The 17915-nt window shown below is 64.2% G+C and carries 17 protein-coding genes and 1 tRNA gene; 13 read left to right on the top strand and 5 right to left on the bottom strand.

The genetic code is table 11. The annotated features are described in order from the left end of the window. Window positions 1–60 precede the first annotated feature (60 nt). Complete coding sequence (locus OWC48_RS00375) at window positions 61–462, bottom strand: hypothetical protein (RefSeq protein WP_282518141.1); 402 nt, start codon at window positions 460–462, stop codon at window positions 61–63. A 273-nt stretch (window positions 463–735) separates the two neighbouring features. Between OWC48_RS00375 and OWC48_RS00370 the strand changes: the two genes are divergently transcribed. Together OWC48_RS00370 and OWC48_RS00365 are read left to right on the top strand one after the other, a co-directional pair. Next, window positions 736–2079: a YcaO-like family protein gene (locus OWC48_RS00370; protein WP_282518140.1), complete on the top strand. Its 1344-nt coding sequence runs from the start codon at window positions 736–738 to the stop codon at window positions 2077–2079. A gap of 210 nt (window positions 2080–2289) precedes the next feature. Next, on the top strand, window positions 2290–4224 hold the full coding sequence (locus tag OWC48_RS00365) for a BTAD domain-containing putative transcriptional regulator (protein ID WP_282518139.1): 1935 nt from the start codon (window positions 2290–2292) through the stop codon (window positions 4222–4224). Between the two features lie 12 nt (window positions 4225–4236). On the opposite strand, the gene OWC48_RS00360 is transcribed toward OWC48_RS00365, so the two are convergent. Further along, window positions 4237–4629, bottom strand: a complete 393-nt coding sequence (locus tag OWC48_RS00360) for a hypothetical protein (RefSeq protein ID WP_282518138.1) — start codon at window positions 4627–4629, stop codon at window positions 4237–4239. Between the two features lie 413 nt (window positions 4630–5042). Here OWC48_RS00360 and OWC48_RS00355 point away from each other — a divergent pair, with 413 nt between their 5' ends. From OWC48_RS00355 to OWC48_RS00340, 4 genes are all read left to right on the top strand, one after another. Beyond that, window positions 5043–5492 (top strand): hypothetical protein, encoded by a 450-nt coding sequence (locus OWC48_RS00355; protein WP_282518137.1) that lies wholly within the window; start codon window positions 5043–5045, stop codon window positions 5490–5492. Between the two features lie 144 nt (window positions 5493–5636). Continuing rightward, window positions 5637–5957 (top strand): hypothetical protein, encoded by a 321-nt coding sequence (locus OWC48_RS00350; RefSeq protein ID WP_282518136.1) that lies wholly within the window; start codon window positions 5637–5639, stop codon window positions 5955–5957. A 142-nt stretch (window positions 5958–6099) separates the two neighbouring features. Beyond that, window positions 6100–7488, top strand: coding sequence for a DUF6056 family protein (locus OWC48_RS00345; RefSeq protein ID WP_282518135.1), 1389 nt, complete (start codon window positions 6100–6102; stop codon window positions 7486–7488). A gap of 306 nt (window positions 7489–7794) precedes the next feature. After that, window positions 7795–7868: transfer RNA gene (locus OWC48_RS00340), tRNA-Gln, on the top strand. 150 nt (window positions 7869–8018) lie between these two features. On the opposite strand, the gene OWC48_RS00335 is transcribed toward OWC48_RS00340, so the two are convergent. Continuing rightward, window positions 8019–8543: a hypothetical protein gene (locus tag OWC48_RS00335; protein ID WP_282518134.1), complete on the bottom strand. Its 525-nt coding sequence runs from the start codon at window positions 8541–8543 to the stop codon at window positions 8019–8021. Between the two features lie 247 nt (window positions 8544–8790). On the opposite strand from OWC48_RS00335, the gene OWC48_RS00330 reads away from it, so the two are divergent. The 6 genes from OWC48_RS00330 (at window position 8791) to OWC48_RS00305 (ending at window position 14147) form a co-directional block, all read left to right on the top strand. Then, window positions 8791–9153, top strand: a complete 363-nt coding sequence (locus OWC48_RS00330; RefSeq protein WP_282518133.1) for a DUF1428 domain-containing protein — start codon at window positions 8791–8793, stop codon at window positions 9151–9153. Window positions 9154–9522: 369 nt separating this feature from the next. After that, window positions 9523–10776 carry an ABC transporter substrate-binding protein gene (locus OWC48_RS00325; protein WP_282518132.1) on the top strand — a complete coding sequence of 418 codons (1254 nt, stop codon included), beginning with the start codon at window positions 9523–9525 and terminating at the stop codon, window positions 10774–10776. Window positions 10777–10839: 63 nt separating this feature from the next. Then, on the top strand, window positions 10840–11703 hold the full coding sequence (locus OWC48_RS00320) for a branched-chain amino acid ABC transporter permease (RefSeq protein ID WP_282518131.1): 864 nt from the start codon (window positions 10840–10842) through the stop codon (window positions 11701–11703). Continuing rightward, window positions 11703–12674: a branched-chain amino acid ABC transporter permease gene (locus OWC48_RS00315; RefSeq protein ID WP_282518130.1), complete on the top strand. Its 972-nt coding sequence runs from the start codon at window positions 11703–11705 to the stop codon at window positions 12672–12674. Before OWC48_RS00320 ends, OWC48_RS00315 begins: the two co-directional genes overlap by 1 nt. Further along, on the top strand, window positions 12664–13431 hold the full coding sequence (locus tag OWC48_RS00310; protein ID WP_071914964.1) for an ABC transporter ATP-binding protein: 768 nt from the start codon (window positions 12664–12666) through the stop codon (window positions 13429–13431). The genes OWC48_RS00315 and OWC48_RS00310 overlap by 11 nt, the downstream gene beginning before the upstream one ends. After that, entirely contained in the window at window positions 13428–14147 is a 720-nt protein-coding gene (locus OWC48_RS00305) for an ABC transporter ATP-binding protein (RefSeq protein WP_014496007.1), read from the top strand. Before OWC48_RS00310 ends, OWC48_RS00305 begins: the two co-directional genes overlap by 4 nt. Here the strand turns inward: OWC48_RS00305 and OWC48_RS00300 are convergent. After that, window positions 14129–14794, bottom strand: coding sequence for a TetR/AcrR family transcriptional regulator (locus OWC48_RS00300; protein ID WP_282518129.1), 666 nt, complete (start codon window positions 14792–14794; stop codon window positions 14129–14131). The genes OWC48_RS00305 and OWC48_RS00300 overlap by 19 nt on opposite strands. A 107-nt stretch (window positions 14795–14901) precedes the next feature. Between OWC48_RS00300 and OWC48_RS00295 the strand changes: the two genes are divergently transcribed. Continuing rightward, the gene (locus OWC48_RS00295; protein ID WP_282518128.1) at window positions 14902–17190 is read left to right on the top strand and encodes an arylsulfatase; all 2289 of its coding nucleotides are present in this window, start codon (window positions 14902–14904) and stop codon (window positions 17188–17190) included. Window positions 17191–17341: 151 nt separating this feature from the next. Here the strand turns inward: OWC48_RS00295 and OWC48_RS00290 are convergent, their stop codons facing one another. After that, complete coding sequence (locus tag OWC48_RS00290; RefSeq protein WP_282518127.1) at window positions 17342–17908, bottom strand: invasion associated locus B family protein; 567 nt, start codon at window positions 17906–17908, stop codon at window positions 17342–17344. Window positions 17909–17915: the final 7 nt, after the last annotated feature.

Here is a 17915-nt window from a genome sequence, read left to right as displayed (position 1 = left end):
GGATGGGTCGCTGTCGGCTCGGCTTCCTCGCGAGCCCCTGCTGAGCGCGGGGCTCGCCCCTCATTCGAAGAACTCGCCGACCCAGTTGTGCCTGACGGCCTCGACGTGCCAGCCCATTGCGCGTTGCGCGTTCGGCAGGGGATCCGGCATGTCGCTGCGGACGTGGCTGTCGAGGCCTCGAGCACGGTGCGCGTGGCGTCCTTCGCTGCGCAGGCGAAACCTGCCCTGTGACTCGAAAATCCGGCTGTAGCCGTCGGTCGGGAAGAATGTTCCTGCGATTGGAAAATGGGTCGGCTGCTGCCGAAGCATCAGGAACGTGATGTCTTCCGCGGTTTCCGACAGGAGAATTCCAACGGCCGTGTTGACCGGCGCGAGGCCGATCGGAGCTTCGGTCTCCGGTTCTACCTTGCCTGCTGCGCTCGCAATGGTGATGAACTCCGAGTTCGGACCGCAGCGGGACACGATGATCCATCGCCGGACCTTGCGTCGGATCGAAATCGGTCGATGATAGGCCGCGAACGAAAATTCCGCTGCCATTGCAACGACAAAGCCATTTTTCCACATACCGGCCATCTAACCCGTTACGGTCGAGGGCCGATCATCATGTGCGGGCGTGAAGCCAGCGTGAATTCGCACGGTCGCGGCGTGATCGCACGAATTACTTGACCTTCCGCAGGGGCCTTGATGGCATGCTGTCGATCGAAACTGTACCCTGCCGGGTAGCGGAACCGACCGATGGAAGCATCGAAGGCAACCAATCTGTTCGAGCGGTTGGCCGCATACCTGGCGGGCCCGCCAGCGCACGGCCGTGATCGCGAGCTGGAATCCATCCTCGAGAAACTCGAATACCTCCCGTCGGGCGGGACGGCGCCGTCGGAGACGCGCAATCGCATTGCACTGCTCGAAGCGGCGGCCAGATTTTCCGACGTCTTCCAGCTGGTCTCCCGTGATGCGCCGGGCGTCACGTTCTTCGGCGCGGACATCCGTGCGACCGGCGTCGATTCCACCTTCTCGCATCAGGCGCGCTCGAGCGCATCCGGCGCCGGTCTCTCGCTTCGTCAGGCTTTCGAATCATGCATCGGAGAAGGGGTCGAATACCTCTCCCAGTTCGAGACCGTACTGGATCGTCTTCACCAGGGCCCGATCGCAGATGGACTTGCCGCCTTCGATCCCGCATCCCGGTCTGTCCTCTCCGAGTTCATGCGCCTGTCGGTGCGCAACAACGTCGATTGGATCGAAGCAACGCAGCTATCGAGCGGCCGGTCGATGCCGTTTCCGGCGGACCTGTGCCTGCGCCGCACGCCCGAGCGAAGCGCGCTCACGCCGCCATTCAGCCTGAGCTCGGGCTGTGCGGCCGGCACCTCGTTCGAGACGGCTGCGTTGCACGGGATGCTGGAGCTGGTCGAGAGGGATGCGGCAAGCCTGTGGTGGCGCGGCGGCCTTCGCGGGCGGCAGGTTGCGCTGGAGGGGCACGCCGCGGCAACGGCCGCAGCCTGGGTTGCGCAGGCGCGCGGCGGCGTCACGACGAGGCGAACCTGGCTGCTCGAGATCACCACCGATATGGAGGTGCCTTGCATCGTCGCGATCTCCTGCTGCGCCGATGGCAGCGGCTTCGCCTGCGGACTGGCTGCACGTTTGAGTGTCGAGAATGCGGTCCGCTCGGCGCTGACGGAGATGTGCCAGATGGAATTGGCCTATGCCGTCGTCGAGCAGAAGCGCCGGGAAGGAGGCGACGCGAGGCTGAACGAACATGATCATCGTCACGTCGCTCGCAGCACGCTGATCGATGCTGCGAGTTGCACGCTGCTGCATCCGATCGCGCCCCGTCACGCGACCGTCGAGTTCAGCCCGGACACGCCCGCGCGGCAGCTTGCGGCATTGATCGAGAGACTGTCAGCCAGAGGCGTCGAGACGTTTGCCATCGATCTGACCCGTCCCATGTTCGGGGTTGTCGTCGCTCGGATCGTCGCGCCGGCACTCCAGATGGAGCCGTCCGAAGTCGCGACCGAACGTCTGGTGTCCGCTCGGCGCAGGACCGGAGGAGGCGATGCCTATACACATGGAATTAGTTTGTTATAGTTGCTGTTATTCCCAAATGCGGTTTATCGGGGCGGATCCAAAGTGAGCGCTCGTGCATCTCTCTCAAAGTCCATTGCAAGGGACGGCGGAATTCCCAAGCCGAGCGAAAACCTGTCGATTTCCGTTTTGGGCGGCCTGTCCGTCGCATTCGCGGGGCGGGAAATTCGGGTCAAGAGCCGAAAGTCGCGGGCGGTTCTCGGCTACCTGGCATTGACGGATCGCCACCAGGAAACACGTGAGCGTCTGGTCGGGCTGCTGTGGAGCGAGTCTGACGAATACAAGGCGCGAGCCTCGCTTCGTCAGGTCCTCCATGAGTTGCGGGAAACGTTCCTGGAGGCCGGATACGACGGGTTGCAGATCGAGAAAATGCTCGTCGAAATGGGCCGCGATCGGCTGCGTGTCGATCTCCTCGACACCTTGCGAGAGGCCGAAGCGCAACAGGCGCATCCGCTGCTGATGAGCGCGCCAGGTGTCATGGAAACTCTTCTCGCGGGCCTCGACGATATCGACCCGTCGTTCCGTGTCTGGCTTCTCGCCAAGCGGCAGACCTTCCATGATCGCATCTCGCGTGCACTCGAGGCCGGCCTCAGGAACGTCGGACTTGCCGTGGCGAGCAGGCGCGCGCTGGCCGAGGCAATCCTGAATCTCGACCCGACCCACGAGGAGGCGTGCCGCTTCGCGATGCAGACGCGCGCGGAAGAAGGCGACCTGTCAGGGGCGCTCCGAGTTTACAAGACCTTGTGGAACATCCTCGATGATGAATATGGGATGGAGCCTTCGGCCAAGACCCAGCAATTGATCGCCGACATCAAGAACGGTCAATTCGAGGGAGAGGCCGCATCCGTTGCGGGCGATCAGATGCAGCGCGACGGCGCAAAGGGTCCGACGGCCGATGAGGCGCCGAGACAATCGCCGGCCTCGTCCCGGGCGGCGGCCAAGATCGCGATCCTGGTCGATCCGTTCAGCATGAATGGCGTAAGCGCGGACCGCGTCCACCTCGTGACGGGATTTCGACATCATCTCATCGCCTGCCTGACCAAGTTCCGCGAGTGGTATGTCGGAGACGGCACGGCGCAACAACCCGTGGCGCCGGGAGAGCGTGCGGCAGCGTCCCGCTACAGCGTGGCGGCGACTGCCTATCAGGCGGGTGACACGATCAGCATGGTGCTGACGCTGCGAGAGACGAACACCGGCGTCTATATCTGGAGTGACACGTTCGAGCTGAAGCTCGAGAACTGGTTCCAGGTGCAACAAAGGATCGTGCAACGCACGGCGCTCTCGGTGAACGTCTATCTGTCGACCGAGCGGCTGACGCGCGTGGCCGTCGCCCCGGACGTGTCCCTGGACATCTACGACCGCTGGCTTCGCGCACAGGCAAGCTTCGGAAGCTTCAGCGCCGAACATTGGCGCGCTTCGACCGCGCTCCTGACCGAGGCGATCGCCGTCGCTCCGAACTTTTCGCCGAGCTACAGCGCGCTGGTTCAAATGAACAATACCGAGCATCTCGTCTTTCCCGGCCTGTTCCGCGATCTGACGAAGGCGAGGTCCACGCTCGAGCTTGCGAGAACGGCGGTGCAGCTCGACCCCGTCGATTCCAGGGCCCAGCTCTGCCTCGGCTGGTCGCAGGCGATGCTGATGCAATATTCGGAAGCCAGTGCCCACATCGATCTCGCATGCGAGCTCAACGGCAACGATCCCTGGACGTTGCTGTCGGCAGCGTCCTGCCAGGGGTTTTGCGGCAATTTCGAGCGTGGCAACGATCTCGTGGCAGAAGCTCTCAAGGTGTTCTGGTCGCCGCCGCCACTGCACTGGCCCTATCGCGCCGTGCTTCAGTTCATGCGAGGCAATTACCTGGAGGCGATCGAGGGGATCGATCGCGCCAACAACGTGGCGAAGACGCTCCCGGGCTGGAAGGCGGCCGCACTGTATCATCTCGGCAGGACGGAAGAGGCCCGCCTCGAGGGCAGGAAATTCCTCGATGGAATCCGCGCGATATGGTTCGGCAAGCCGCCCGCCGACCAGGACATCGCGCTCTGGCTCCTCCATGCGCATCCAATTGCCCGTCGCGAGGATTGGGAGCGCCTGCGCGATGGCATAGGCGGCGCAGGCGTCCCGGTCGTCGGCTTCAGGCATCACGCATGGTGAGCGGGTGCCTGCTCACCCGCAGAACTTGATCGTGTACTCGCCGACACGCCTCGAATGGAACAGCAGCCTGCCGCTGGGGGTATCGTTCTTCAGGCTGCTGTCCTTCATGTCGCTCGCGTAGAACGGCGGCATTGGGTAAGGGGAGGTGCCTTGCACCTCCTTTTCGGCCTCATTGAGCAGCTCGGCCGGCGGCAGCTTGATCAGCAGCTTGCCGTCATCGTAGCCCGCCTCGATGAAGACAAGCTCCGTGAATTTCTGGGGATATTTCGCCATCACGTCGGCCTTCAGGAGCTGGTCCTGGAATTCGGCGACGGTGGTCGGGCGCGACGACCGATCGCGAGCCCATTTTTTCACGAGCTCGCCCCACTTGTCATAGTTTTCGACGTCGAACATCTCGAATTTCATTGCGGTCTCCCTTGGCTTTCCGCCGGCGGCATTGCCGGCCGTTCGAAAAAAGGTCAGATCGGCTTCCTTCAGGTCGTCGAAATTGGCGGCGAACGGAGCGGTCCCGGCCGGCTCTGTAGCGGTGGACCGTGCCGGCCGATCGTAGACGTCCCAAAGTCGACGGTGATCCTAGTTTGGCAACGTGATTTGAACGTGAATCGCCCTTCGCGGGCAGGGAGACCGGCTGCATCGGCGCTCGAGGGGGAAGCACCGATCCGCTTGACCCGTTGAGACGCCTCTCGACCGCCGAATTCACGCGCCTTTCACGATCAGCTTCGCCTTGCAAGCCTATGCTTCCTCCGCCGCCAAAGCACGGTCGGCCGTAAACCGATCGGCCCGTTCTCAGTCGCAAGAGACAACCGCGGGAGAGGAGCATGACACACACGACGAGCGCCGAATGGATCTACTATTTGCTGCTCTGTGGCCTGCTGGGGATGGCCGGCCAATGCGTTCGCGCCATCGGCGGGGCGAAGAAGGTGCACGATCAGGCGCGAGGCCTGAGCGCGGGCTTCAAGGACGTGTTCGACGGGTCGGCGTTTCTGGTGTCGATAGTGATCGGCTGCGTGGCGGGGATTTCCGCGGGGCTGATGGTCGAGCCGAAGGAAATCGGCCGGCAATTTCTCCTGAGCGTCATGGCGGCCGGGTACGCTGGCGCTGACTTCATCGACGCGTTCGTGAAGAAGAGCGTCCCCGACATCAACAAGGTCGCGGAAGCCTCCAAAGCCGTCGGCGGGCCGGAAAACTTGCCGGCCGTGAAGGCGCTTGGCGGTGAGGCTCCGGCCCTCGCTAGCGCGATCCGCGCCAAGGCGGCAGCCGGGACTTGAAAGCCCGGTTGGAGGGGGAGGCGGTGATCGGGGGGGCCCCGGTATCTGTCCGTCCGGCTGCGACGATTTTACAGGCGAAGGGTCGGCGCCACTCGTCGGGACGAGGGGCGGACAATTCGCAGCTTGGCCAAGGAGAGACGTGTTATGACTGTCCTGCTGAGAAACACCTTCAAGGCCTGGATCGACCGGGCGCCGGGGGCGCCGCCCAAGCTGGTCATGGTTGGCGACGTGAGGGTACCGACCGATGGCTGGCAGGCCCGGCTGACCAGGCGCTCGCCGCAGGGGATCAATCCGAAGATCCTGATCCTCGACGTGAACACGCAGCAGCCGGGCGGCGAACCGCAGGAAGCGATCACCACGATCCCGCTCCGCTACGAGGAGAGCCCGCCGCAGGACGAATACGGCCAGGTGATGATCGCGAACGGCAAGGCTGAGATCGTGGTCCGCGTCTGCGGCTCGAACTAGCCTTTCGATTGTTTGCCCGCGGAACCTGTGATCTTCTGTGCCGCGTTGCATAACGAGGGTTGCGTTCGGGGCTGTTCGCTCTCACGTTGCTGCCGCTTTGCTCTGTTGATTTGGGGGATTTCCAGTGCGCCTCGGAAGCCGCATGCCGGACGTGATGCCTATCGTAGCCGCTTCTGTCGCTCTCTTTATCCTGCTCTGGCTCGCGTCCATCGCGCTCTATGCGATGCCCGAATCTGACGATTATTGCGTGACGAACCGCGTCAACAGCATGGGTCTCGTCGGAATGGTCAAATCCTATTATTTGCACCAGATGGGCCGACTGACCTCGCTTGTAGCAATCGCGGCCCCCGCGGTTGTCAGCAAGGTGACAGGCGCCGATTATGTGGTCGTCTATCCGGTCATACTCATTTGCGGGATGGCCATCTTCTTTGCAGTCAGCGTTTTTTGGGCTGGTCGATTGTGGACCGGCCTGTCGTGGCCAGAGAGATTTTCGGCGGGGGCAATGCTCAGCGCGGCGTCGTTCGTTCTGGCGATCAGTCTGCGGGAGATGCTTTACTGGATCTCGGGCAGTGCGTCCTACATGGTTCCCGCCCTCTTCGTGATCATCATCCTCGTCGAGCTGGTGCGGTCCGCAGCGAACGAAACCGTGCTCTCGACGGGCCAAGTCGTCGTTCTTTCCGCAATCGGCTTCCTGGGTGCTCTTGCCAACGAGTTCACGCCGTTTTGGATCGCGGCCCTCGTCGCCGGTTCCGCCCTTTATCGCGCGTTCTACCATCCTCGCCCGCAACTGGCGGGCCATGCAGCGATGCTGACGGCGACCTTCATCGGACTTGCGATCCTGCTTTTGTCACCCGGGAATGCGGTCCGGATGGCGGCATATCCGGAGGGGGGGAAGATCGCCGCTTCTTTCTCGATGGGGTTGTACTATCTGTGGCTCGAGCTCGTTCGGCACTACACCGAATCTGCGACGTGGGCCTGGCTCGGTTTCGTGGCGTTGTTTTCGGTGTTCGTGGTGCCTTCGCAACCGAGGCCGGCGGCGCGGCTGCTGGTCTTGATCGTTGGGCTCATGGCGGCGGTGCTCGCTGGTCTCTACACCGCTTATGTCATTGCCTATTTTGCGACGGCCGAGGATCTCGCGACGCGAGGGCGGAACGAGGTGGTGGTTTTTCTTCTTGCCGGAGGGGGCTGCGTCGTCGCCCTGGCTGCCCGCTTCCTTCCCTCCCTGGGCCATCATGCCCATGTTCGCATGACGGCCCTGGTGGCTTGCGGGCTCCTTTCTTTTTTGCTCCTCGATACCGTCGCGCTGGGATACGTCCGCGCCGAGGAGTCGCAATTCGCGACCTTCTGGAGCGAGAGTGTCCAGAGGCATCAATTTCTTCGGACGACCAAGGACCTGGATGTTGTCGTCCCCAAGAGATCGGTCCAGCCGTCCATGCTGATGGATGCCGAGCTGACCAAAAATCCGGGCCAGCTGCCGAATGATTGCGTCGGTGAATTCTATGGCAAGCGATCCGTGGTCTTGGGCGATTAGGTCAGCGGATCAGCCTGTAAACCTCCCGCGCTTCGTGCGGGCGATCGCCGGCTGCGGCCTGCCGGCGTTGAGTGCGCGCATCATGGGTCTCCTGGTGCTGATTGCCGGAGCGGCGGCGCGTGAGGGCGGACGTGGCCACGTTTCCATGGTGCGAACGCAGAGAGAACAAGCTGCGATGCTCACAGAGGGGCTAGACCGCGAACGCCGGCGCGGCTATATGAGCGCCAGCGCGGCCGCTGATTTGCAAAACTCTTTCTGCGGCTTGCAAAACGTCCGAAGATAGTCTTGTGATATCAAGCACTTCGGTGGGGAATGGTGTAACGGTAGCACAACAGACTCTGACTCTGTTTGTCTTGGTTCGAATCCAGGTTCCCCAGCCAGTTCCGGGCGATTAATCGAGATCTCAACCTGCTTGAATCGGGCCCGTGCCGTCGGCAGTCCGCGCCTTTGGCCGGGCCGGGCCGGTCTCGGCGCGTTGGCCGGACTCATGGCGCCCGCGATGCACTGTGCGGCGATGCAAGGCGAAATGATTAGCGGCGCTTCTTCCGGCCTGTCTTGGCGGCACGCTTTTTCGGCGCCCGCCGCTGGCCGCGACCTGCATCTGCCGCGCCCCATGGAATTTTCGCGCTGACGCGCTTCTTGGCGCCGACCAGATTGGGCGTCTGGTTATATTTGAGGCGACGGAGTTTGGCCGTGACGCCGTCACGATATTCATAGGACGGCTCCTGCTCCTGGCAGGCCTCGAGGAGGATCGGCAGATAAGGACCGTGATGCCCGAGCTCGGCCCGCGTCTTGTTGTATTCCTTGTCGGGCTGGGTGCGGAGCGCCATGCTGCGCCCGAGCCGCTGCGTGGCGCCGTTGTCGCCGAGATAGTCGGCGCCGTTCTTGCTCTTGCTCAGACTCTCGTTGAGGGGAGGGAGCTCGCGTGGCGCCCACATGCCTTCGCTTGCCTCCCACCGCAGCGCCCGGTGGCGGATATCGTCGGGCGGCGTCAGGCCGCGGATGCGTGGACCGCCGTCACGTGTCATGCCGCCGGAAGGGCAGCAGTCGAGCATGGCGACGAAATAGCAGTCGTACGGAAGCTGTGAGTAGAGCTGGCTGAACTGGCGGTCGAGGATCGCGTGCTCGGGCGCCGATGTGCGAGCGCAAACGTCCGGGATGATGTCACGGCGCCGCGAGCTTCAAATGTGAAGTACCGCACGAAATCCTCGCGACAGTTTGCCTCACCTTGCGGGAGGCATGACGTGTCGGATCGTCCCGTGCCGCTTCGTCCTTGGAGCAGGCAACCCAAGGAGATCCGTGATGCCCTATGTCGATGGTTTCGTGCTGGCCGTGCCGAAGGACAAGATCGAGGCCTACAAGGCGCTGGCGCGAAACGCCTGCACCATATGGATGGAACACGGCGCGCTCGATTACGTCGAGTGCATCGGCGACGACGTGCCCCATGGCGAATTGACCTCGTTTCCGCGCGCGGTGATCGCGAAGGAGGACGAGGTCGTGGTGTTCTCCTGGATCGTCTACCGTGATCGGGAGACCCGCGATGCCGTCAACAAGAAGGTGATGGCCGATGAGCGGCTCAAGGGCGCCGACATGCCCTTCGACGGCAAGCGCATGATCTATGGCGGCTTCACGACGCTGCTGCGGGCGAGCGACGTCGTCGGCTGACGGCGCTTCGCAGGGTGGGGTGGCGACAGCGTCACCCACCGCCTCTGCGTTCGCGGAAACACACGGGGGCCGGGTTACGCCAGCGGACCGCGCTTGGCGCAGTCGCAGTGTTAACCCACCCCTGCAGATCGCAATGACATCCGCCGTTCGGGTTACCGCGTTCGCGCCGGACGACGCCGGATTTGAACGCCGCCCGCGCCGGCGCGTTCGCTGCCTCCCATGCAGCATTGCGCAAGTCCGTTTCACCTTGCCGGTGTCCGGCTGGCATGCCATCCTAGATCCACCAGGCATAAACAAACGGAAGCGGGCGCTTAGCCTGCAGCTTCTAAAATAGCTTGGTCGGGGAAACCCTTTGGGAGGTCTGATTTGATGAATTTCAAGCACGTCACCAGGCTGTTTTGCGCAGCCGCGATGTTTCTTGCGCTGGGCTCCGGCGCACAGGCCCAGGACAAGGTCATCAAGATCGGCGTCATCATGCCGATGTCCGGCGGCACGGCCTCGATCGGTGCGCACGCCAAGGCGGCGCTCGAAGTCGCCATGGACATCATAAACAACGCCCATCCTGAGCTTGGCAATCTGCCGCTGGCGAAGAACGCCGGCCTTGCCGGCCTCGGCGGCGCCAAGATCGAAGCTGTATTCGCCGACAACCAGGGTAACCCGGCGACGGGCCAGAACCAGGCGCTGCGCCTGATCACGGAAGAGAAGGTGGCGGCCGTGTTCGGCTCCTACCAGTCCGGCGTCACGCTGACTTCGAGCGCGATCGCCGAGAAATACGGCGTTCCCTTCCTGAACTCGGAATCGGTCGCCGCCAATCTCACCGAGCGCGGCTTCAAATGGTTCTTCCGCACCACGCCGATCGCGACCGATTTCGCCAAGATCTATGTCGACTTCCTCGCCGACATCAAGGCGCAGGGTGCCAAGACCGACAGCGTCGCGGTGGTCCATGACAATACCGAATACGGCACCTCGGTCGCCAATACGATCGCCGGCGCCTTCAAGGAAAAGGGCCGGCCGATCGCGCTCGATATCGCCTATCCCGTCAATGCGACCGACTTGCAGGGCCAGGTGCTGCAGCTCAAGGACAAGAAGCCCGACGTCGTCATCATGATCAGCTACACGTCGGACGCGATCTTGTTCGCCAAGACCATGCAGTCGCTCGACTACAAGCCGCCCGTGCTGCTGGCCGACGATGCCGGCTACTCCGATCCGTCCTTCACCAAGGCGGTCGGCAAGATCTCGCAAGGCGCCTTCAACCGCTCGTCCTGGGTCGTGGGACCGCCGGGCTCGGCGTCCGCCATCATCGCCGACATGTACAAGAAGAAGAGCGGCGAGGAGATGGACGACACGGTCGCCCGGCAGATGCAGGGCTTCTTCGTGCTGGCCGATGCCATCGACCGCGCCGGTTCGACCGAGCCTGCAAAGATCCAGGCCGCGCTGAAGGCGACGGACCTGAAGCCCGAGCAGCTCATGATCGGCTACAAGGGCGTGAAGTTCGACGACAAGGGCCAGAATGTCCTCGCGTCCGGCGCCATCATCCAGCTTCAGGATGGCGAGAACTATGTCTCGGTGTGGCCGAAGGCCAATGCCGAGAAGGCGCCGATGCTGCCCTACAAGGGCTGGTGAGATTGACGGCGGGACCGCGCGTCCCGCCTTTCCCAAAATGATCTGATCAGAGCAACGCAGCTCATGTCCTTTGTTCTCGTGCAGGTGATTGCCGGCGGGCTTCTGCTCGGTGCCGTCTACGCCCTGTTTTCCTCTGGCCTCACGCTGGTGTGGGGCATGATGAACATCGTCAATTTCGCGCATGGCGACTTCGTCATGCTCGGCATGTACGTCGCCTATGTCGTCTACACGCTGATGGGGGGAGGGCCCATCCTCGGCGCGCCGCTGGCGACACTGGTGCTCGCGACCGTCGGGGTCGTCGTCTATTTCGCCCTGATCCGCGACATCATGAAGGGGCCGATGCTGGCGCAGATCCTCGGCACGTTCGGGCTCGCGCTGCTGCTGCGCTATTCCGTGTTCTGGTGGTTCGGCGCCAACTTCCTGTCGATGCCGTCGAATATCGTCGGCGGCACCTATGCGTTTGCGGGCCTGCGCCTCGAAGCCTCGCGGCTGCTTGCCGGTGTCGTCGCGCTGCTGGTGACATTCGGTCTCCACCTGCTCCTGACGCGCACATCGCTTGGTTCAAAAATGCTGGCGGTGGCGGAGGATCAGACCGCGGCTCAGCTCATGGGCATCAGGCCCGATACCATGCAGGCGATCGCCTGGGCCATCGCGGCCGGCGCCACCGGCCTCGCCGGCGCGCTGATCGCGAACTTCTTCTACATCGTGCCGACGGTCGGCGAGACGCTCGGCATCGTCGCCTTCGTCACGGTGTCCCTCGGCGGTTTCGGCAGCGTGCCCGGCGCGCTCGTCGCTGGCCTGTTGATCGGCGTGATCGAGTCGCTATCGGGCTATCTGATCGGCGCGGTCTACAAGGACATCGTCGTCTATGTCCTGTTCCTGTCCTTCCTCTGGTTCCGGCCGCAAGGCCTGATGGGGAAGATGTGATGCGGCGTCTGATCTGGCTCTCGGTCGTCGCAGCCATTGCGATCGCCTATCCGCTGCTGCTGTCCTCGCCGTTCCAGCAGCGCTTGGGCGCGCTGGTGCTGCTCTATGCCATCGCCGCGTCGGCCTGGAACATAGTCGGCGGCTATGCCGGCCAGGTCTCGGTCGGCCATGTCGTGTTCTTCGGCTGCGGCGCCTATGCCGCGATGGGCTCCTACGCAAAATTCGGCCTGTCGCCGCTGCTCGGAATCCCCGGCGGCATCGTGCTGGCGGTGGGACTCGCTGCGATCATCGGTGTGCCGACGCTGCGCTTGTCCGGCCATTATTTCAGCATGGCAACGATCGCAGTGGCTGAGACGGTACGGCTGATCGTGACCAATACCGAATGGCTTGGCGCTGCCGTCGGTCTTTCCGGCCCGACGGTCCCGCGCAACGTCTTCGATCTCTCGTTCCTGTCGTCGCTGCCGTATTACTATCTCTTTCTGGTCGTCCTCGTGATCACGCTCCTGATCACCTGGTGGATGACCAACAGCCGGATGGGATTTTACCTGCGCGCGATCAAGGATTCCGAACGGGCCGCGCGCTCGCTCGGCGCGCCGGCGAGCCGCACCAAGCTCTATGCCTACATGCTGAGCGCGGCGCTGACGAGCGTTGCTGGCGCGCTCTATGCGATGATGTTCGGCTTCGTCGATCCCGAGTCCGGGCTCGGCATCCTGATCTCGGTCAAGATCCTGATCATGGCGGCGCTGGGCGGGGCAGGGTTGCTGTTCGGGCCGCTGATCGGTGCCGCAATCCTCGTGCCGCTGGAGGAGATCTCCAACAGCTGGCTTGGCGGCAAGGGGGCGGGCCTCACCTTCGTGGTGTATGGCGCGATCATCGTGCTGATCGCGCGCTTCCAGCCCGGCGGCCTGCTCAGCCTGTTCACGGGACGACGCAAGCCCGGCGCAGACAAGGGAGCCGGCCATGCTCCTTGAGGCGCGCGGGATCACAAAGGCGTTCGGCAGCTTCAAGGCGGTGGACGATGCGTCCGTGACGCTGGAGCAGGGCGATATTCTCGGCCTGATCGGCCCCAACGGCGCCGGCAAATCCACCTTCTTCAATTGCCTCACCGGCGACCTCAAGACCACGTCGGGCCGCGTGCTGTTCGAGGGGACCGACATCACCGACTTCGCGCCGGAGCAGCGCGCCGGGCTCGGGCTTGCGCGCACCTTCCAGGTGCCGCAGACCTTTGAAGGCATGACGGTGCTAGAGAATGTCATGATCGGCGCCTTCCTGCGCACCTCGCATCGCCACGAGGCCGAGACCCGGGCGCGCGCGGTGCTGGAGCGCGTCGGCATGAGCAGGCTTGCGGATGCGCCGGCGCGCTCGCTCGGCACGCCCGGCCGCAAGCGGCTGGAGATCGCCCGCGCACTTGCGACCGAGCCAAAGGTGCTGCTGCTCGACGAGGCCATGGCCGGGCTCAACGCCCACGAAGTGAGGCTCGCCATCGATCTCGTGCGCGACATCCACCGCTCCGGCATCACGCTCGTCATCGTCGAGCACATCATGGAAGTGATCATGTCGCTTGCGAGCCGCGTGATGGTGTTTCACCAGGGCAAGGAGATCGCCCGCGGCTCGCCGCGCGAGGTCACCTCGAACCCGGCGGTGATCGAAGCCTATCTCGGCAAACGCGCGGCGAAGGCCGCGGCCGGCCATACGCCGGTCGAGCTGATGGGCGGGCGGGACCTATGAGCGGCGCGCTTCTTCGGATCGAGCACCTCGAGGTGCGCTACGGCGACCTCATCGGTGTCTCCGACGTCTCGCTGGAGGTGCCGGAGGGCAGCGTCGTCGCGCTGCTCGGCTCCAATGGCGGCGGCAAGACCACGACGCTGAATGCAATCGCGGGTCTCATTCCCGTGCATTCCGGATCGATCAGCTTTCGCGGCGAGGACATCGCCGGCCAGAAGGCCTTTGCGATCGTGCGCAAGGGGCTTGCGCTGTCGCCGGAAGGCTGGCGGCTGTTCGTGCAGCAGAGCGTCGAGAACAACCTCATGCTCGGCGCGACGCCGCTGCACGACAAGTCACGCCAGGCCAATTTGCTTGAGCGCGTCTACGAGATCTTCCCGCGCCTGAAGGAGCGCCGCAACCAGCGCGCCGGCACCATGTCCGGCGGCGAGCGGCAGATGCTCGCGGTCGGCCGCGCGCTGATGAGCGATCCGAAGCTGCTGATGCTGGACGAACCGTCGCTCGGCCTCGCGCCGGCGGTGGTTGAATCCATGTACGAGACCTTCGGCCGCCTGCATCGCGAGGGCCTGACCATCCTGCTCGCCGAGCAATCGATCGAGCTCGCGCTGGAAGTCTCGGACTTCGCCACCGTGCTCCAGGTCGGCAAGAGCGTGCTATCCGGCACGGCCGCGGCGCTCGCACAGGACCCGCAGGTGCAGAAGGCCTATCTCGGCGTCGACTGATTGATCTCCGCCTGGAGCAACAGCAACAGGCAACCGGCGAGCCGCGTCTCCATCTCTTTTGATCTAAGCGACAGCGGCCCGGGATCGTTGAGGATCGCGTTCACCAGCGTGCCCAGAACGACCTGAAAGCCGAAGGCGATGGTCCGGGTCTTTGCGGCCTTGCGTCCCTTGCCCATGGCCGGGAGCAGGAGAGGGGTGGCGCGCTCGGTCGTTGCCTTCGCGAGGGCCTTGAACGGCGTCCATTTGTCCGGGCGGGTGTCGTCGTGCTGAAGCGCGGCGTGCAGCACGCCCTCGTGGTTGCGCATCCAGGTGATGATGCCGCTGACGATGACGTGGCAGAGCTTGTCGAGGTCCGTATCCGGTGACGGTCGCCTGATTTCGCCGAGCCGCTGCTCGCCGTCGCGCGCAGCCAGCGCCATCAGTGCGTTGAAATAGGCCTCCTTGCTCTCGAAGCGGCTGTAGAAGGCGCCGACGGTGGCGCCGACCTCGGTGCAGAGCGTCTCGATCGACAGCTCGGCAAGGCTGCGCGTCCGCAGCATGTCGGCGCCGGCGCGCAGCAGCGCCAGCGTCGTCTCGCGGCTGCGCTTCTGGCGCGACGGGGCAACGCCGGGCAGGTCGAAATCGGGGTCGTCCGAGCTTGGCCGCATCCGCGCTTGCATCCGGCAAAAATCATAATCATAATTCGGATTATAATCTAGACGTGGGTGGGCCGCGGGTCAACCGTGCCGTTCCCGCAGCGAGCAGGGAGGAACAGATGAGCGCAGGCAGCGGCACGCCGTTCCGCGGCACCGTCGGCAAGACGGTCGCGGAGTCAAAACCCTGGTGGCCGGATGCGCCGAAGCCGCCCGAGGGCGCGCCGAACATCCTGGTCGTGCTGTTCGACGACGTCGGCTTCTCCGATTTCGGCTGCTACGGTTCGGCAATCAAAACGCCGACCATCGACCGGCTCGCGGCCGAAGGGCTGCGTTACTCAGGATTCCACACCACGGCGATGTGCTCGACGACGCGCGCCGCGCTGCTGACAGGACGCAATCATCACTCGGTCGGCGTCGGCTGCCTTGCCAATTTCGATTCCGGCTATCCCGGCTACCGCGGCAAGATCGCGCGCGAGGCGGGGACGCTGGCCGAGATGCTGCGCATCCATGGCTACCGCAACTACATGGTCGGCAAATGGCACGTCACGCCGCTGACCGAAAGCGGCGCCACCGGTCCGTTCGACGGCTGGCCCCTGGGACGCGGCTTTGATCGCTTCTACGGCTTCCTCGATGCCGAGACCGACCAGTACGCGCCGGAGCTCGTCTCCGACAACACGCATATTGATCCTCCCGGCACCTACGCCGACGGCTATCACCTGACCGAGGACCTGATTGACCAGTCGATCCGATTCATCGGCGACCATGTCGCCGACCGTCCTGACGTTCCCTGGCTCACCTGGGTCGCACTTGGCGCCTGTCATGCGCCGCATCAGGCGCCGGGCGATATCATCAGGAGCTATGATGCCGAATTCGCGCACGGCTGGGACGTCGAGCGCGAACGGCGTCTGGCACGCCAGAAGGCGATGGGGCTGGTGCCTGAGGCAACCCGGATGCCGGCGCGCAACGATGGCGTGAAGCCGTGGGAGGAGCACACAGCCGATGAGCGCCGTGTCTTCACCCGCCTGCAGGCGGCCTTCGCCGGCATGCTCGACCATTCCGACCGCCATCTTGCACGGCTTGTCGCGTTCCTGGAGACGGCCGGCATTCGCGACAACACCGTGATCATCGTGATGTCCGACAATGGCGCGAGCCAGGAAGGCGGGCCGCTCGGCTTCGTCAACGCGATGGGGCCGTTCAACTTCAAGCCGGAGCCGATCGCGGAGAAGCTCGCGCGTCTCGACGATATCGGCGGGCCCGACACCCACAGCAATTTCCCGCATGGCTGGGCGATGGCGTCGAACACGCCGCTGCGGCGCTACAAGCAGAACACCCATGGCGGCGGCATCCGCGATCCCTTCGTCATCAACTGGCCGAAGAAGATCGCAGGCAAAGGCGAGCTGCGGCACCACTTCGTCCACGCCTGCGACCTCACGCCGACGCTGCTCGAGCTGATCGGCATCGAGGCGCCCAGCACGATCGCCGGCTGCCCGCAGATGCCGCTGGAAGGCGAGAGCTTTGCGCGCTCGATCAGGGATGCGTCCGCGCCCTCAAAGAGCTCGCCGCAATATTTCGAGATGTTCGGCCATCGCGGCCTCTGGCAGGGCGGCTGGAAGGCGGTCGCCTTCCATCCCTCGGGGACGCCATTCGAGAACGACAAATGGGAGCTGTTTCATCTCGACGAGGATTTCTCCGAGACCGACGATCTCGCCGCAAAGCAGCCGGAGCGTCTGGCAGCAATGATCGCGACCTGGTGGGCGGAGGCCGAGAAGCACAAGGTGCTGCCGCTCGACGACCGCTTCGGTCCGCGCTTCGCCGAGAACGCCGCACGCTTCCATGGTGCGCGCCACCATTTCGTCTTTCACGCCGGCATGGGCCACGTGCCGACCGATGTCGCACCTGATGTGCGCAGCCGCAGCTACACGATCGAGGCCCATGTCGAGATCGACGAGGCGGGTGCAAACGGCGTGCTGATCTCGCATGGCGACGCGACGTCGGGCTACAGCCTCTACATCAGAGATGGCCACCTCGTGCACGACCTCAACATCGGCGGCAGCCACCAGATCGTGCGGTCGGACCGGAAAGTGTCGTCAGGCGCGCGGCGGCTCGGGGTGCACGTCGAACGCCTCGTCCGCAAGGAGGCGCCGGCCAAGGGTTCGCGCACCGGCGTCACCGAATACACGCTGCTGATCGACGGCGAGCCGGCGGGGGCGCTCCAGACCCAGCTCGGCTTCCACACGCTGATCTCGTGGTCCGGTCTCGACATCGGCCGCGACCGTGGCAGCCCCGTGTCACATTACGAGGCGCCGTTCGAATTCGCTGGAAGGCTACTGCGCGTCACCGTCACCATGCACGACGACCAGAAGCTCGACGGCGATGCCGTCGGCAATGCGCAGATGGCGCGGCAGTGAGAGGGAAGAGGCGGCGCTGCATCCGCGCCGTCATTGCGAGCGCAGCGAAGCAATCCAGACTGCCTCCGCGGAAAGATTGCTGGATTGCTTCGCTACGCTCGCAATCACGAGGTGAGAGAGCGTCCACTCCAACGGGAAACGGGAACGGTCCTTACTTGATCTTGTCGTAGGCCGCCGCGAAATCGCCCAGCGGCATCGGGATCGCGATCGCCTCCTTGGCCATGTTCTGGAAGGAGACTTTCAGCTGCTTGCCCGACCGCAAGGCCGCGAGCAGGTCCGCCGCGATCGGCGTCGAGGCGTAGCAGCCGCGGTTCTCGCAGGTCTGGATCTGGAGGTCGAATGTCTTGCCCTCGTCGACCTGGAGCTTGGCCCCGACGGGCAGGTTGAGGCCGAGCGGCAATTGCAGCAGCGCCACCGGCGTGCGGGTGTCCGGCGCGATGCGGATGTTGATCAGGACGATGGTCTGGCCGGTCTTGGTCAGCACCGCGTTCTGCTCCATCGCGCATTCGAGCGGCGCGTCGCGGCTGACGCTGGTGCAGCGCACGACCCATCCGGCTTGCTGTGCACCGTCAGCCTGCGGCTGCGTCGGAGCTGGCGCGGGCTGTGCGGCCGGTGCAGGGGAAGCGGCGTTCTTTTTGGCGCTCTGCTGGGCAGACGCGCCGGCTGTCGACAGCAGAAGGGCGGCGGCGAGGGCGACAAGTCTGGATTGCATGGACATGGCGAAA

Origin of the sequence: Bradyrhizobium sp. Arg816 (assembly GCF_029989365.1) — a bacterium.
Taxonomy (GTDB): Bacteria; Pseudomonadota; Alphaproteobacteria; order Rhizobiales; family Xanthobacteraceae; genus Bradyrhizobium.
The sequence above is the reverse complement of the archived record's forward strand: the minus strand, read 5'-3'. Positions and strand labels throughout refer to the sequence as shown.

What these genes read in the sequence shown, in the direction of transcription:
- OWC48_RS00370 (WP_282518140.1), top strand. Translation starts at nt 736, where the DNA reads ATGGAAGCATCGAAGGCAACCAATCTGTTCGAGCGGTTGGCCGCATAC.
- OWC48_RS00360 (WP_282518138.1), bottom strand. Translation starts at nt 4,629, where the DNA reads ATGAAATTCGAGATGTTCGACGTCGAAAACTATGACAAGTGGGGCGAG.
- OWC48_RS00355 (WP_282518137.1), top strand. Translation starts at nt 5,043, where the DNA reads ATGACACACACGACGAGCGCCGAATGGATCTACTATTTGCTGCTCTGT.
- OWC48_RS00350 (WP_282518136.1), top strand. Translation starts at nt 5,637, where the DNA reads ATGACTGTCCTGCTGAGAAACACCTTCAAGGCCTGGATCGACCGGGCG.
- OWC48_RS00345 (WP_282518135.1), top strand. Translation starts at nt 6,100, where the DNA reads ATGCCGGACGTGATGCCTATCGTAGCCGCTTCTGTCGCTCTCTTTATC.
- OWC48_RS00335 (WP_282518134.1), bottom strand. Translation starts at nt 8,543, where the DNA reads ATGCTCGACTGCTGCCCTTCCGGCGGCATGACACGTGACGGCGGTCCA.
- OWC48_RS00330 (WP_282518133.1), top strand. Translation starts at nt 8,791, where the DNA reads ATGCCCTATGTCGATGGTTTCGTGCTGGCCGTGCCGAAGGACAAGATC.
- OWC48_RS00325 (WP_282518132.1), top strand. Translation starts at nt 9,523, where the DNA reads ATGAATTTCAAGCACGTCACCAGGCTGTTTTGCGCAGCCGCGATGTTT.
- OWC48_RS00320 (WP_282518131.1), top strand. Translation starts at nt 10,840, where the DNA reads ATGTCCTTTGTTCTCGTGCAGGTGATTGCCGGCGGGCTTCTGCTCGGT.
- OWC48_RS00315 (WP_282518130.1), top strand. Translation starts at nt 11,703, where the DNA reads ATGCGGCGTCTGATCTGGCTCTCGGTCGTCGCAGCCATTGCGATCGCC.
- OWC48_RS00310 (WP_071914964.1), top strand. Translation starts at nt 12,664, where the DNA reads ATGCTCCTTGAGGCGCGCGGGATCACAAAGGCGTTCGGCAGCTTCAAG.
- OWC48_RS00305 (WP_014496007.1), top strand. Translation starts at nt 13,428, where the DNA reads ATGAGCGGCGCGCTTCTTCGGATCGAGCACCTCGAGGTGCGCTACGGC.
- OWC48_RS00300 (WP_282518129.1), bottom strand. Translation starts at nt 14,794, where the DNA reads ATGCGGCCAAGCTCGGACGACCCCGATTTCGACCTGCCCGGCGTTGCC.
- OWC48_RS00295 (WP_282518128.1), top strand. Translation starts at nt 14,902, where the DNA reads ATGAGCGCAGGCAGCGGCACGCCGTTCCGCGGCACCGTCGGCAAGACG.
- OWC48_RS00290 (WP_282518127.1), bottom strand. Translation starts at nt 17,908, where the DNA reads ATGTCCATGCAATCCAGACTTGTCGCCCTCGCCGCCGCCCTTCTGCTG.